This is a genomic window from Candidatus Amarolinea dominans, assembly GCF_016704685.1.
Lineage (GTDB): Bacteria > Chloroflexota > Anaerolineae > SSC4 > Amarolineaceae > Amarolinea > Amarolinea dominans.
In genome coordinates this window covers 270,815-285,877 of the sequence record NZ_JADIZS010000002.1, presented here as the reverse complement: position 1 = coordinate 285,877, position 15,063 = coordinate 270,815, and the positions used below count along the sequence as shown (strand labels likewise).

Annotated in this window: 10 protein-coding genes; 5 read left to right on the top strand and 5 right to left on the bottom strand. The window is 60.8% G+C overall.

What is annotated here, in order from left to right:
• Positions 1-105: 105 nt before the first annotated feature.
• From IPF85_RS02810 to IPF85_RS02795, 4 genes are all read left to right on the top strand, one after another.
• On the top strand, positions 106-1,299 hold the full coding sequence (locus IPF85_RS02810; protein ID WP_343406546.1) for a cytochrome c3 family protein: 1,194 nt from the start codon (positions 106-108) through the stop codon (positions 1,297-1,299).
• Positions 1,296-2,456 (top strand): cytochrome b/b6 domain-containing protein, encoded by a 1,161-nt coding sequence (locus tag IPF85_RS02805; protein ID WP_343406545.1) that lies wholly within the window; start codon positions 1,296-1,298, stop codon positions 2,454-2,456. The genes IPF85_RS02810 and IPF85_RS02805 overlap by 4 nt, the downstream gene beginning before the upstream one ends.
• Positions 2,457-2,692: 236 nt before the next feature.
• Positions 2,693-4,960 (top strand): hypothetical protein, encoded by a 2,268-nt coding sequence (locus IPF85_RS02800; RefSeq protein WP_343406544.1) that lies wholly within the window; start codon positions 2,693-2,695, stop codon positions 4,958-4,960.
• 107 nt (positions 4,961-5,067) lie between these two features.
• Positions 5,068-6,786 (top strand): NapC/NirT family cytochrome c, encoded by a 1,719-nt coding sequence (locus tag IPF85_RS02795; RefSeq protein WP_343406543.1) that lies wholly within the window; start codon positions 5,068-5,070, stop codon positions 6,784-6,786.
• Between the two features lie 272 nt (positions 6,787-7,058).
• Here IPF85_RS02795 and IPF85_RS02790 read toward each other — a convergent pair whose 3' ends face one another.
• Entirely contained in the window at positions 7,059-8,711 is a 1,653-nt protein-coding gene (locus IPF85_RS02790; protein WP_343406542.1) for a hypothetical protein, read from the bottom strand.
• A gap of 459 nt (positions 8,712-9,170) precedes the next feature.
• Here IPF85_RS02790 and def point away from each other — a divergent pair, with 459 nt between their 5' ends.
• A complete protein-coding gene (def, locus tag IPF85_RS02785) occupies positions 9,171-9,749 on the top strand; it encodes a peptide deformylase (RefSeq protein ID WP_343406541.1) in 579 nt (192 codons plus the stop codon).
• Between the two features lie 247 nt (positions 9,750-9,996).
• On the opposite strand, the gene IPF85_RS02780 is transcribed toward def, so the two are convergent.
• The 4 genes from IPF85_RS02780 to accC form a co-directional block, all read right to left on the bottom strand.
• Positions 9,997-12,222, bottom strand: coding sequence for a polyribonucleotide nucleotidyltransferase (locus tag IPF85_RS02780; protein ID WP_343406540.1), 2,226 nt, complete (start codon positions 12,220-12,222; stop codon positions 9,997-9,999).
• A gap of 303 nt (positions 12,223-12,525) precedes the next feature.
• Entirely contained in the window at positions 12,526-12,795 is a 270-nt protein-coding gene (rpsO, locus tag IPF85_RS02775; protein ID WP_343406539.1) for a 30S ribosomal protein S15, read from the bottom strand.
• 240 nt (positions 12,796-13,035) lie between these two features.
• A complete protein-coding gene (locus IPF85_RS02770) occupies positions 13,036-13,545 on the bottom strand; it encodes a biotin/lipoyl-containing protein (protein WP_343406538.1) in 510 nt (169 codons plus the stop codon).
• Positions 13,542-15,038 (bottom strand): acetyl-CoA carboxylase biotin carboxylase subunit, encoded by a 1,497-nt coding sequence (accC, locus tag IPF85_RS02765; protein ID WP_343406537.1) that lies wholly within the window; start codon positions 15,036-15,038, stop codon positions 13,542-13,544. The genes IPF85_RS02770 and accC overlap by 4 nt, the downstream gene beginning before the upstream one ends.
• Positions 15,039-15,063: the final 25 nt, after the last annotated feature.

Genomic DNA, 15,063 nt, shown 5'->3' with positions numbered 1-15,063 from the left:
GCCGGCGCCCACCGGCCCGATAGTTTATGCTGAACGATGCTGAACACTGAAGTGGAGGAGTAACGGATGAAAGGTGCGCAACGTTGGTCCGGAGGCATAAGCGGTTTGAGCCTCGGCTTGATGGTGGTCTTTGCTGGCGCGGTGCTGTGGCTGGCTGCCCTGACCTGGCCCGTGGCTCCTGCGGCCGCCGCCCCGCCTGTACAAGATACGACGCCCCCCACCAGTTCCCCTCTGTCCCCGCCAATCATGGTGAGCAACGAAACCTGCCTCGCGTGTCACGCGACCGCTGCAACGACCAGGCTGCCGAGCGGCGAGGATCTGTATCTGGGGATTGACCCGGCGCGCTACGCCGCTTCGGTGCATGGCAGCGGGGGCTACTTGTGTACTCAGTGCCACACGAACATTTCGGGCTATCCTCATCCTCCGCAGCAGGCGCAAGACCTGCGCGGGTATGCCATCGCCAATTACGAATTGTGCAAGACCTGCCATGCCGACAAGTATGAACTGTCCAAAGACAGCGTGCATCAAACTGCGCTGCAGGCGGGCAACCGACAGGCAGCCGTCTGCGCAGATTGTCATGATCCGCACGCGCAGGGGCGCATCCTGGATCAGAAGACCCATCAACCGCTGCCGGACGCGCACCTGGCTATTCCACAGACCTGCGCGACCTGCCATAACACGATCTACGAACAGTACAAGACGAGCGTGCATGGCGCGGCCCTGGTAGATGCGCAAAACCCGGATGTGCCAACCTGCATTGACTGTCATGGTGTGCATGGCATCGCCGATCCCACTTCCGCAACCTTTCGCTTGAACTCTCCATCTGTGTGTGCCAAGTGCCACACCGACGCGGCCAGAATGGACAAGTACGGCATCTCGACCCAGGTCATGAACACCTACCTGGCCGATTTCCATGGCTCGACGGTGACGCTGTTCGAAAAGCAGGCGCCAGACCAGTTGACGAACAAGCCGGTTTGCATTGATTGCCACGGTTTTCACGATATCAAGCAAGCCAGTGATCCCCAGAAGGGTTTGCATGTGCGCGAAAACCTCGTGGCCCAGTGCCAGAGTTGTCATCCCGACGCCAACGCCAATTTCTCTGAAGCCTGGTTGAGCCACTACACGCCCGATCGCGAGAAATACCCAATCGTCTACTATGTCAATCTGTTCTACCAGATTGTCATCCCCACCCTCATCGGCGGCATGGTTTTGTTTGCGGTCGGGGACGCCGGCCGTCGTCTTCTCAACCGGCGGCGCATCTCCACTCCCCCCGCAGCGAAGGGAGAGAAAGGAGCATGACTACGACCACGAAAACCTATCTGCGTTTCTCTCTTTCCCAGCGTATCGAGCATCTGTTGATGGTCGCCGCCTTTGTCGTTCTCGCGCTGACCGGGTTGCCGCAGAAGTTCATCGGCCAGCCCCTGGCCGAGATCATGATCGGGCTGTTCGGCGGTATCGAGGTGACGCGTGTCATTCACCGTGTCGCGGCGATCGTTCTGATGCTGGAATCGGTTTACCATGTCGTTGTCGTTGCCTACAAGATCTATGTGCGCCGCGTTTCCCTGTCCATGCTGCCCGATCTGCAGGATGTCCGCAACTTCGGGGGTTTGATTCTGTATCTCCTGGGGCGCCGTTCTGAACGACCGGCCATGGGGCGCTATGCCTTCGATGAAAAGGTCGAATACTGGTCCCTGGTGTGGGGCACCCTGATCATGATCCTGACCGGCTTCATGCTTTGGAATCCCATCTCCACGACGCGTTTCATGCCCGGCGAGTTCATCCCGGCCGCCAAGGCCGCGCACGGCGGCGAGGCGCTGTTGGCTGTGCTGGCGATCATCGTCTGGCACATGTATCATGTTCACCTGCGGACGCTCAACAAGAGTATGTTCACCGGCGTGCTCAGCGAAGAAGAGATGCTGCACGAGCACCCGGCCGAGCTGGCCGCCATCAGGATGGGTACGGCCACGCGACCGCTGGATCCCCAGAAGATGCAGCGCCGGCAGCGCCTGTTCTATCCGGCGGCAGGGGTTCTGTCAGTCGCTCTGTTGATTGGCCTTTACCTGTTTGTCTCCTTCGAGCAGACCGCGATCACCACCCTGCCGGTGCGGGCGACTGTGGTGGTCTTCGTCCCGCAGACGCCAACGCCCATCCCGCAGACGCCAACGCCGGCCCCGAGCACACCGCCGGCGGTCGGCGCCGTCACCTGGGATGGCTTCATCGGCCCGCTGTTTGTGCAAAAGTGCGTCGCCTGTCATGGCGCTCTCGGCAATCTGTCACTGGCCAGCTATGCGGACGCGCAGAAAGGAGGGAAGTCAGGCCCGATCTTCACGGCCGGTAAGTCAGATGAAAGCCTGGTCGTGACGATACTGAGCGGCAGCGCGCATCCGCTCAAACTGAGCGATCCTGAGATGGCTCAGATCAGGGCCTGGATTGACGCCGGCGCGCCAGAAAAATAGGCTTGTGTCTTATGATAGATGTCATAGACGCGTAACGCCAGCGCAGGTAGACTTGCATCTATCCCACGCATTTTGTTTCGTCAAGCCCTCTCGCCGTGCGACGGAAGTCAAGACAGCCCTCCGCCGTGCTTGATTGGCCGACCGACGAGGAGCCTCAGCCATCTCCGGAAATCCTTGACGCTGTTGTCAGGGAAAGATTGCTCGCTGGAAAGGAAGGGTTCCTTATGAAGGTCCTTATGAAGGTAAGAGATGGATTGTTTGGTGTTCTCGTGCTCGCAACCATCGTTTTTCTGCTGGTTGCGTGCCAGGGAACGCCCCCGCCGCCCACCGCGGCGCCGGCGCCGACGCCGGTGCCATGTCCCACCTGCGCGGCTTGCCCCGCACCCGCGCCCTGCCCTGAAGCGAAGCCAGCCGTCGAAGTGCCATTCGAAGCGGCCTGGACCGGTTCACCGCATAATGACAAAACAGCCGAGGCATTCGTCCATTGGGATGCCGCCACCCCAGCCGAGGTTCCGGCCAGTTGTGCCAAGTGCCATAGCACCCCTGGTTACCTCGACTTCCTGGGCGCCGACGGCAGCGCCGCGGGTAAGGTTGACAAGGCGGCCGCGATCGGGACGACCGTTCAGTGCGCGGCCTGTCACAACGACGTGACGGCCACCAAGACCAGCGTCACCTTCCCGTCGGGCATTGAAATTCAGGACCTGGGTGACGAGTCCCGCTGCATGGAATGTCACCAGGGCCGTGAGTCCAAGCTCAGCGTGGACAAGTTGATTACCGACACGTTCAAGATTACGGACATGGATGCGGTCGTCAAGCCGTTCGTGGATAGCAAGGGCGTCACCCAGACCTTTGGCTTCCGCAATGTTCACTACTTTGCGGCCGCGGCCACTCAGTACGGCACCCTGGTCAAGGGCGGCTACGAGTATGAAGGCATGCTGTACGATGGCAAGTTCCGCCACGTAGAAGGGTACGACACCTGCATCAGTTGCCACAACTCGCACACCCTGGAAGTCAAGGTTGAGGAATGCACCGCCTGCCACAAGGACGTCAAGGCCGTGACCGATCTGCTCGATATCCGCATGAACGGCTCACTGATGGACTATGACGGCGACGGCAATGCCAAAGAAGGGGTGTCGGCGGAGGCGGCCGGTCTGCAGGAGAAGCTGTTGGTCGCCATCACGACCTACGCCAAAGAGGTCCCGAAGCAAGACATCGGCTACGATGCGGTCACTTATCCGTACTTCTTTGCCGATGCGAACGCCAACGGCAAGCTCGACACCGGTGAGAAGTCATATTCCACCTGGACCGCCCGCCTGTTACGGGCCGCGTACAACTACCAGGTTGCGAGCAAGGACCCAGGCAAATTCGCGCACAATGCCAAGTACATCATCCAGCTCCTGCACGACTCGATCGCAGACCTGAACACCAAGCTGGCTGCACCGCTGGACCTCTCGAAAGCTGCTCGCAACGATGCCGGTCATTTCGACGGCACAGCGATGGCCTTCCGAGACTGGGACGATGCGGGCATGGTGCCGGCCGGCTGCGCCAAGTGCCACTCGGCCACCGGCCTGCCCCAGTTCCTGACCAATGGCGGCACCGTGGCTGTTACCGGCAGCGGTTCGATTGTGACATCGGGCGTTGTTGGGGCCGAGCCGTCCAATGGCCTGGCCTGCACCACCTGTCACGATGACCTGACCGACTTCTCGGTGCGCGCGGTGACAAGCGTGCCGTTCCCCAGCGGCAAGAGCGTCACCTTCAGCACGGAGAAGGACGAGAAGGGTAACCTCAAGCCGGTGGATGCGAATCTATGCATCGAGTGCCACCAGGGTCGCCAGTCCACGGTCGCGGTCAACAACCGCCTCAAGGGACTGGAGGACGATGTTGTGCCGGAGAAGAAGCTGAGCTTCCTGAACGTACACTACTTCGCAGCCGGCGCCACGCTGTTTGGCAACGATGCGCAGGTTGCGTATCAGTACGCGGACAAAGAGTACGCGGGCCGCAATACCCACGCACCGGGTCTCGACACCTGCACGGGATGCCATCAGACGCATGAGCTTGAACTGAGCTTAGACAAGTGCGTCACCTGCCATGCCGGCGTCAAGTCGCCGCAGGACATTCGCGCCACCGCCGCCGACTTCGACGGCGACCAGGATACGAAGGAAGGCGTCGCGGGTGAGATTGCGACCCTGGAAGAGAAGCTGTTCGTCGGTCTGCAAACCTACGCGCAGGATGTCGCCAAGACCGCCATCGCCTACAGTTCGACTGCCTATCCTTACTTCTATGCAGATGCCAACGGCAACGGCGCGGCGGACCAGGACGAAAAGGCCTACACCGATTGGACGCCGCGCCTGCTGCGTGCGGCTTACAACTACCAGTACGTTCAGAAGGATCCGGGCGCCTTTGCCCACAATCCCAAGTACGCCGCGCAGATTCTGTACGATGCACTGGAAGATCTGGGCACGGGCGGCGTCAAGATAGACATGACCGGCATGACCCGGCCCTAACCTCTGCGTTAGTTTGCCCCTATTGATCGTTGTTGCAGCCGGGCGTTCAGTTTCTGACTGGGCGCCTGGCTCCTGTTTTTGCCTCTGTCAGCCAGGCAGGTACACCAATGAAACGATTCTTTTCCTGGATCAGGTCTCTGCGTCGCCCCTGGCCGTGGATTGTTGGCGGGTCGCTGACTATCCTGATTGTGCTGGCCACCATCACGGTCAGCGCAACCGCGTGGGAGTACACCAACAGCGCCCAATTCTGTGGCACCACCTGCCACACTATGCCCCCCGAATACCTCGCCTACCAGGCTTCACCCCATGCACGCGTGGCGTGCGTGGACTGTCACCTGGGACAAGATTCGATCCTGCTCACGGTGCCCCGCAAGGCGCGTGAGTTGAGCCATGTGATCAACGCCCTGACCCAGGCGTATGAACCACCCATCTATGTCAAGAGTCTGCGCCCTGCGCGCGACACCTGCGAGCAGTGTCATAGTCCCGATAAATTCTCCTCAGATACTTTCATTGAGATCAAACGCTACGCCGGTGATGAGCAGAACACACACACGCGCAACTACATGGTCATCAAGACCGGCGGCGGTTCGCAGCGTGAGGGGCTTGGACGCGGTATTCATTGGCACATCGAGAGCGAAGTCTACTATTACACCGATGACCGCCTCAAACAGACGATTCCGTATGTCAAAGAGGTCGCGCCAGATGGCAAGGTGACGGAGTACTTCGATGTGGAAGCCGGCCTGCCGCCCGATTTTGGCACGCAGGTCGCAAGCCAGTTGCACCGCATGGATTGCATTGACTGCCATACCCGCATCTCGCACCTCTTCCGTTCGCCCAATGATGCCATGGACGCTGCCCTGGCACGCGGTCAGGTTGACAGCACCATCCCCTACATCAAATGGCAGGGTAGCCAGATTCTGAGTCAGGACTACACCAGCCTGGACGCGGGCATGAAGGCGGTTGAGGGAATCGAGGAGTGGTACAGGAGCAATCAACCCGCCTATTACGCGGCCAATGCGCAGAAGGTGCAGGAAGCCGTCATTGCGGTCAAAGGCATTTTCAGCCAGACTGTCTTTCCCAATCTGAAGGTTGGTTGGCAAACCCATCCTGACAACGCCGGGCACCTGGAATTTCCTGGCTGTTTCCGCTGCCATGATGGCAAACACGTCTCTCCGCAGGGTCAGACGGTGCGCCTCGAATGTAACGTGTGCCACTCGATCCCGGAAGTGGTGACAGGCGACGATACCGCACCAGTGCTCAGCGTGGACAGGCCAGGCGAACCCGCATCGCACAAAGACTCCAATTGGATCGCCCGTCACCGTTTCGTGTTCGATGAGAGCTGCGCCGGCTGCCACAACGTCACGAATCCCGGCGGCGCCGACAACAGCAGTTTTTGCAGCAACAGCGCCTGTCATGCCTCTGAGTGGAAATTTGCTGGCCTGGACGCTCCTGCTGTGCGCCAGTTGGTGCAACCGCCCGCGGTGCCTGGGTCTGGGCAACCCCGTCCGGTGCCACACCCGGTCGGTGAGCGCACCGATTGTGTGTTGTGCCACGGCCTCAAGGCCGCGGTGCGCCCGTTCCCTGAGAATCACGCCGATTTTGAGCGCTCGTTGTGTACGCAGTGCCATGCGTCGGCTGCCACCGATGCCAACGCTCAGCCAGGCGAGCCGGCCACTGCTGCCCCGCCGGCGATTCCGCATTCGCTCGAAGGACGACGCGATCAGTGCCTGGTCTGTCACGCGGCGGGTGGGTTCAAGCCGTTCCCGGCCAACCACCAGGGGCGTACCACTGAATCTTGCCTGGCGTGCCATAAGTCGCAGAGTTGATGTGAAAATAGCACCTCCCGGCCGTAGGTCACGTCTCCGGCGTGACGGCGCTCTCTGCAATAGATCACGCTCTCCCGCGCCCAACGTCGTCCTACTCCTCTCCCCCCCTTCCCCCCTTCTCCTCTCCGCACAGCGGAGAGGAGAAGGGGCCGGGGGATGAGGTGAGGCCGCTCTCCGGAACTTGCCAAAAACAGACCCTGCCAGCAAGAGCTGGCAGGGTCCTTTTTGTGGTCATGGCCCGACAGAAAGATCAGGCCGAGCCGTGGTGCTGGCTAGTTGCAGCCGGGATACTTGAAGGCGCCGATACGGGTCTGCCAGTTGTTGCCGGTCGTCTCGTAGTATTCAGTGGTGAACCAGAAAGTGCAGTCGTTACTCGGATCCACCGACATGGACGCGTAGTCGCCCCAGCGGTTGTAGCCGCCCGATTGTGCGCCGGTGCCCGCGATCAACGTCGCCTCACCCTGCGCCAGTTGTCCCAACGCATCGCCCACCAACCGTCCCGCATAGTTGATGGCCGGGAACATCTGCTTGTTGGAGACACTGTAACCCACGGCCATGTTTCCCTGCTTGTCCACGGCCAGGCTGCCCATCCAGCGATACTTGGTGTCCGGGGCGTAGGTGCCCTGCTGATAGACCGCAGGAGTGCCGCTCATGCCGCGCACTTCATACCAGCGCACACCGGTCGAGGTTGAGCCGACGGCCACGGTATGGTTGACCCACAGCGATTCGACGCCGCCAATGTTGCGGTACTGTAGGGCCGACATCAGACGGTCGCCCAGGGTGTCCAGGCGCTCGCCGCTCTTCTGGGGCACGCGGCCGCTTGGCGTGGAATAGCTGGCGACGCTGATGGAGGTCGGCCCGGTGAAGGTGGAGCTGGCCTGATTGGCCCAGTTGACCGAGAACTTCCACAGACGCAGCGCGCTGCTGGTGCGTGAAACGAAGTAGGCGGGCGCGCCGGCGGGCGGCATGGCGCCGCGCACATTGCTCGGCAGCAAACTGGCATAGGCGGTGCCCAGCGAGAAGGCCACGTTGCGCAGCGGCGCGCCGCTGATCAGGTCATCGCGGTTGAACGCCCAGACCTTGACGCCGTTGAAGCTGCTGGCGTTGAGGAACATGTTGGCCGACATGTAGATGCCGTCGGCCCAGACGCCGAGTTTGGGATAATCATGCAGGGCGTTACTGCTGGCCACAAAACCGTAGAACCACCAGCCGCCGCTGACCGGATCGGCCGTCTTGGAAACGGCGATGCACTCATAGAATGGCCCGGAGGTGGATGACCAGGCGAAATCGGTTACGATCCAACGGCCAGAGACCGCGTCGTACAGCACGTAGGGGTCGCCCCTGTTGTTGGCATCGCACGGGGTGCCGGTGCCTGCGAACAGGGTGTCGAAGGTAAAGGCGGCTAACTGCGTTCCAGTCTTGCTGTAGATGCCGATCGAGGTGTTGACGGCCTGCACGTAATGGTTGGGGCCAACGTCGCCATGGGTATCGGGCGGCCAACCGGCGCCCCAGGCCTGCAGATAAAGGCCCTTGAAGCTGACCGAAGCGGCCGGCATGGCCAGGGGGCCGTCGGCGCTCTGCACCACCGGATCGGGCGCAGTCACGGCGTCACGCAGGTTGCGCGGCAGCTCAAGCTCGCGAAGAACGGTCTTTGTTTCAGGGCCAGTCTGCGGCAGCGAGCGCACATCACCATCGAACGAGACGGCCGCGACCGCTTCGCCCACGATGGGAGCCGAAATGTCGAACGTTGGGGCCACATCGAGGAGAGGAACGCCATCGGCATCGGGGGTTGTCCCCTCATCCAGACCGGGTGCGGCTAACTGGGGAGCCACACTGGCGACAGGGTTTGACGGCCGCACGGCCACCACGGCCAGGCTGACCACGACAAGCAGAGCAACAAGAGTGAGAACGGTGCGTTTATTCATAAGGTGGTTGATTCTCCTAAGCTGAGCTAACGATTCTGTGGGGCAAAAGCCCCAAGCCTGACGGTGCGGGCCGTCATCGGGATTGAGTGACACATTGAGTCCCGGCGATCATGTGAGGGCAAGATTGGATTCTCCTCCTTTCCCCTCTTTTCTCCTCCTTTCTCCTCCTTTCTCCTCCTTCGTGCTGCGATGCGGCTCGGCGGGTCGAGTCTGTGTACCGAATCAAAGCGGTGCAACTGTATACGATATAACACAAACCGTCAAGCTGGAATAGTGTACTATATGACCATTTTTGCGTGTCGCCCTGAGAAAGGCAGTGGGCCTACACTTGCCGCGCGCCGATCCAATGAGGCTTCGTCCCCAGGCTCCCCTGCCTGCTGCAAGGAGGTGGCAAAGAGGTTTGACAGCGCTGTGTGAACTGGCTATAATCGCGGGGAATCTCTAGGAGACGATGATGGTATGGCGATTCGTGAAATAGTCAGAATTGGACAGCCGGTGTTACGCCAGCGTGCCAATAAGGTGAATCGGTTTGGGAGCGGCCTGAAAACCCTGATTGATGATATGGTGGCAACGATGCGCGCAGCGCCAGGTATCGGCCTGGCGGCGCCCCAAGTGGGTGTGCCCGAACGGGTCATCGTGGTTGAAATACCCGAAGATGAGAAAATCCCCGGCAGCGGGAAGCTGTATACACTGGTCAACCCAGAAATTGTGAAAGCCTCACGCGACGAAGTGCTGGGCGAGGAGGGCTGTCTCTCTATTCCGAACCTGGTGGGCGATGTCTGGCGCGCGCAGTGGCTGACCATCAAGGGCCTGGACGGCGACGGTAAGGAAGTGCGCATCAAGGCCGCAGACTGGCTTGCCCGTGCCTTTCAGCACGAGATTGACCATCTGAACGGGCGCTTATTTGTGGACATGGCGACCGAGATTCGCCGCCTGGTGCGCACCGAGGATGGGGTCGTGGCGGTGCCATTGGACGGCAGCGGTACTTCAAGCCCGGGTACGCCGGTCATCCACTCAAAGACGCCGAGCCTGGGCTGACCTGAAAACAGCCCTGTAACGCAATCCTCCGGATTGTAGCGCCCACAGAGGCAAGCAGCCGGCTTGCGCACCATTTTCATCTATGGTTGTGTCCCACGGCGCATGGGCAACTAATCACACATCAATCGCGTGTGTCATCGTCGTTGTGTGTTCTATTGCAGAGACCCGTTTTCTGTCAGAAAACGGGTCTCTTGTGTCATGAGAAATCCGTTTTCTGCGAGAAAACGGGTCCCTTGTCTATTGCTGCTTAGCGTCGGCCGCCGCGATCACCGCCGCGTGAGCCGCCGCGGTCACCACCGCGTGAGCCGCCGCGGTCGCCGCCGCGATCACCGCCGCGGTCGCCGCCGGGTGAACGACGGTCGCGCGAGCGGGCTTCGTCCACGGTCCAGCCTTCGAGGACGGCCTGGCGACTGAGGCGAATCTTGCCCTGGTCATCCACATCGGTGACCATGACCATGACTTCGTCGCCGATGCGTACGACATCTTCGACGGACGGGGCGCGGTAATCGGCCAACTGCGAGATATGCACCATGCCATCTACACCGGGCAGAATTTCGACGAAGGCGCCGTAACTCTCGGTGCGGACCACGGTGCCCACATAGGTTTTGCCAACTTCCACCGTCTCGGTCAGCCCTTCGATTTCGTGAACGGCCGCTTGCGCACTGGCGCCATCACTGGCCGCAATGTAGACGGAGCCGTCGTCCTCGATGTCAATCTTGACGCCGTACTTCTCTTGCAAGGCCCGAATCTGCTTGCCGCCGGGGCCGATGATCTTGCCGATCTTTTCTGGGTCAACGTGGATCGTCAGGATGCGCGGGGCCAACATCGAAAGGTCCGGTCGCGAGGTGGGCATCACAGCCAGCATCTTGTCCAGGATGAACAAACGCCCCTCGCGTGCCTGTTCCAGCGCCTTTTCCATGATGCTCATGCGCAGGCCCTTGATCTTCATATCCATCTGCAGCGCCGTGATGCCATCCTTGGTGCCGGCGACCTTGAAGTCCATGTCGCCCAGGTGATCTTCCATGCCCTGGATGTCCGACAGGATCGCGTAGCGGTCGCTGTTTGATTCGGTGATGAGGCCCATGGCAATGCCGGCCACCGGCGCCACGATCGGCACACCGGCATCCATCAGCGCCAGGGTGCTGCCACAGACAGACGCCATCGAGGTGGAGCCGTTGGATGACAGCACTTCGGATACCACGCGCAGGGTGTACGGGAACTTGTCCACGGCCGGGATCATGGATTGCAGGGCGCGCTCGGCCAGGGCGCCGTGCCCGATCTCGCGGCGCTTGGGGCCACGCATCGGGTAGACTTCACCGGTGGAGTAGGGCGGGAAGTTGTAGTGGTGCATGTAGCGCTTCGATTCTTCCGGCATCAGGGTGTCCAGCGTCTGCGCCTCGCGCGGCGTGCCCAGCGTGGCGATGGAGAGCACTTGGGTTTCGCCGCGGGTGAACAGGCCGCAGCCGTGCGTGCGCGGCAGAACACCCACCGCGCAACTGATCGGGCGGATTTCCGCGGTGCGCCGGCCATCGGGGCGGATGCCCTCATTCAGAATGCGATCACGCACCTGCTTCTTGACCAGACTGTCAAAGACGGCGATGCGCTCGCGGGTATCGTCAATCGTATCTTCTTCATCCACCACTTCGCTGCGCAGGATGTCCAGCGCATCGTTGCGTTCGCTCTTACCCATGCCACTGGTCACCACCTCGGCAATTTTGCTCTGGATTTGCTCAGTGACCGATTCAACGGTCTCGGATTTGGGCAGGTACGACTTGAACGTCATCTTGGGCTTGCCCACCTGCGCGGCCATTTCAATCTGCATACGGATCACATCCTGGATGGACTCGTGTGCGAGGCGCAGCGCCTCCACCATCGTGTCCTCAGGAATCTCGTCGGCGCCGGCTTCCACCATCAGGATGGCGTCCTTGGTGCCCGCGACACGCAAGTCCAGGGTGCTATTCGCCATTTCAGTGGCCGTGGGGTTGACGATGAATGCGCCATCTGCGTAGCCGATGCGCACAGCACCGACCGGCTCGCCGAAGGGAATGTCGGAGATCATCAGCGCGGCTGAGGCGCCAATGATCGCCAGCGTGTCCAGGTAGTGGTCTGGGTCAGCGGAGAGGGCGGTGAGAATGACCTGAACTTCGTTGCGGCAACCTTTGGGGAAGAGCGGGCGCAGCGGGCGATCTACCAAGCGGCAGAGCAGGATGGCGGACTCACTGGGGCGCCCTTCACGGCGGAAGAAGCTGCCGGGGATCTTGCCCGCGGCATAGAGTCGCTCTTCGAAGTCAACGGTCAAAGGGAAAAAGTCAATGCCAGCACGGACGGTTTTGGATCCGGTGGCGGTGGCCAGGAGTACGGTGTCGCCAATGTGAATGGTCACTGCACCACCGGCCTGTTGGGCCAGGGTGCCGGTCTCGATGGCAATCTCATGATTGCCCAGCCGGGCACTAAAACGATGCTTCTGTATCATATTCGGTCCTTTCATGCCTGGGTCAACAGGCACGAGTGTGTCCCCCTTTGATCGTGGGGGAGGGTGGGGGCAACAGCAGTCAGTGAGGTGTATCAACTCGTGCGATACACCAGCGCCTGGCGTCTGGATTGACCAGCGCCAAATTTATGGGTCGGACCGAAAGGCCAGGAACTGGGGAAAGCGGAGAACAGACCTCTGTTCTCCGCTTTCCCCAATGCCTGTTCCTCAGGCCGAGGTGCGTGATAATCCGTTTCGACGGTGAGGCGGGAGACCGCCTGCCGCGGCGCCGTAAAAACGGTGAGCCTACTTGCGCAAACCGAGACGACCAACCAACGCCATGTAACGGTCGTTGTTGATGTGGTTCAGATAGTTAAGGTGGCGACGGCGTTTGCCAACCAGTTTGAGCAGGCCGCGGCGCGAATTCTCGTCATGCGCGTGCGCCTTGAGATGCTCGACCAGGGAATTGATGCGCTTGGTCAGCAGGGCCACCTGAACTTCGGGTGAACCGGTATCGGTTTCGTGCGTGTGGTATTCCTGGATGACGACTGATTTGTTTTCACGTGACAGTGACACAGTTTCTCTCCTTTTTTGCAATCCCTTTGCGTGAAGCCAGGGCACCGCTGGAACACCAGTGACGTATGCTCTCGCAACCGCAGTTTCAGATTATAGCATAGGCGGGGGTCTGTAGCAAATGGTTTGTCGCTTTTTAATCATCCGGGGGAATCCGGGGTAGGGGCATGGCCTCGCGCCTGCCCGTGTGGGCGACCGCAAGGGTGCGCCCCTACAAATTGAGAAGGTGCCGCGATGAGGCCCCTACGCCTCACCATGCAGTGTCAGCAGCACCTGCCCTTGATCCACGCGATCGCCCGGTTTGACCTTGACCTGGCCGATGATGGACGCGCGCGGCGCCTTGAGGTCGTTTTCCATCTTCATGGCTTCCAGGATGACAAGACTCTGCCCGGCATGCACGGCCTCGTCTTCGGCGACCAGTACCTTGACCACCAGGCCGGGGATGGGCGCCTTGAGTTGTAGCTCGCCGCCTTGCACCGCGAGAAGATCACGCGCTTGATTCAGGCGACGCCAGCGTTCATCCTCCACCCGTACTTCCAGGACTTCACCGCCGATCATTATCCGGTAGGTGTTGCCCTGCAACTCCTCGGCCACTACTTCGTGCGAGGCTTTGTTGAGCAGCAGCGAAAAGACCGGCAGGGTGCCGATGCGCTTGAGATCAACGTCGAACGGCTTGCCGTCCACCGTGATGTGGTGGTCCAGGTCAATCTCAACCAGGAAGTCCTTACTCTGGACGGATGCAATATACTTCATACGCGTAACCCTCCCCAACGGCTGGCACGCTTCCAGATTGAGGTGCCGGCGTCGGCCGACTGGCGGACGCTGATGGCCCGGCGTTCGCTTTCGTGCAAGAGGAGCGTGGCGATAATCGCGGCAATCTCTTTATTTTCCGGCTTCTCAGTGCTTTGCAGGGCAAAGCGCTGCTCCAGGAAGGTGGTATCGAACGTCCCCCACATGAAGCGCGTGCTGTCCATGATCTGTTGATGGAATGGGATGCTGGTCTTGATTCCGCCAATTTTATATTCACGCAGCGCGCGGCGCATGCGTAGAATCGCTTCGGGTCGTGTCTCGCCCCACACAATCAACTTGGCAATCATGGGGTCGTAGTATAGCGACACCTCAAAGCCTTCGTAGATGCCGCTTTCCACGCGTACCCCTGGCCCCGTTGGTTCCGACAGTGTGACCACGCGGCCGCCGGACGGCATGAAGTTGTTGAAGGGGTCCTCGGCGGTGACGCGGCACTCGATGGCCCAGCCGCGCGGGCGAATGTCCTCTTGCTTCCAGCGCAGCTTACGGCCGCTGGCAATGGCAATCATCTCTTTGACGATGTCCACGCCGGTGACCATCTCCGTCACCGGATGTTCCACCTGCAGGCGGGTGTTCATCTCCAGAAAATAGAAATGCCCATCGTGATCGAGCAGGAACTCGAAGGTGCCGGCGTTGACGTATTTGACCGCCTGCGCGGCACGTACGGCAATCGCCCCCATGCGCGTGCGTAATTCGTCGTTCACCGCCACCGAGGGCGCCTCTTCGATCAGCTTCTGGTGACGGCGCTGAATGGAGCACTCACGTTCGCCCAGGTGGATGACGTTGCCGTGTTGGTCGGCCAGAATCTGAATCTCGATATGGCGGGCGTTCTCCACCAGTTTTTCCATGTACACGGTGTCGTTGCCAAATGCGTTCCTGGCCTCGCGGCGTGCGGCATCCAGGGAACTCAGCAGGTCTTCGGCGCGGCGCACCGCGCGCATGCCCTTGCCGCCGCCGCCGGCCGCCGCCTTGATGAGCAGGGGAAAGCCAATCTGCGCCGCGGCGCCCGGGGCTTCATCGTCGCGCAACCCGTGCGGCGTGCCCGGCACCACCGGTACCCCGGCCGCCACCATGCTGCGCCGCGCCTCCACCTTGTCACCCATCGCGCGGATGGCGGCGGCCGGCGGACCGATGAAGGCGATGCCTTCAGCCTCACAGGCTTCGGCGAAATCTGCATTTTCAGATAGAAAGCCGTAGCCAGGATGAATGGCCTCGGCGCCGGCCTTGTGCGCCACTTCCAGGAGCTTGTCAATGCGTAGATAGCTCTCACGCGACGGCGCCGGGCCAATGTGGTACGCCTCATCAGCGAAACGCACATGCAAGGCGTTGCGGTCGGCATCCGAATAGACAGCGACGGTTTTCAATCCGCGCTCCTCACACGCGCGCAGGATGCGCACGGCAATTTCACCGCGATTGGCGACCAGAACTTTTTTGAACATAAAATGGTTTGCCTCCTGTTGGAGC

What these genes read in the sequence shown, in the direction of transcription:
- IPF85_RS02795 (WP_343406543.1), top strand. Translation starts at nt 5,068, where the DNA reads ATGAAACGATTCTTTTCCTGGATCAGGTCTCTGCGTCGCCCCTGGCCG.
- IPF85_RS02800 (WP_343406544.1), top strand. Translation starts at nt 2,693, where the DNA reads ATGAAGGTAAGAGATGGATTGTTTGGTGTTCTCGTGCTCGCAACCATC.
- IPF85_RS02790 (WP_343406542.1), bottom strand. Translation starts at nt 8,711, where the DNA reads ATGAATAAACGCACCGTTCTCACTCTTGTTGCTCTGCTTGTCGTGGTC.
- accC (WP_343406537.1), bottom strand. Translation starts at nt 15,038, where the DNA reads ATGTTCAAAAAAGTTCTGGTCGCCAATCGCGGTGAAATTGCCGTGCGC.
- IPF85_RS02780 (WP_343406540.1), bottom strand. Translation starts at nt 12,222, where the DNA reads ATGATACAGAAGCATCGTTTTAGTGCCCGGCTGGGCAATCATGAGATT.
- IPF85_RS02770 (WP_343406538.1), bottom strand. Translation starts at nt 13,545, where the DNA reads ATGAAGTATATTGCATCCGTCCAGAGTAAGGACTTCCTGGTTGAGATT.
- def (WP_343406541.1), top strand. Translation starts at nt 9,171, where the DNA reads ATGGCGATTCGTGAAATAGTCAGAATTGGACAGCCGGTGTTACGCCAG.
- IPF85_RS02805 (WP_343406545.1), top strand. Translation starts at nt 1,296, where the DNA reads ATGACTACGACCACGAAAACCTATCTGCGTTTCTCTCTTTCCCAGCGT.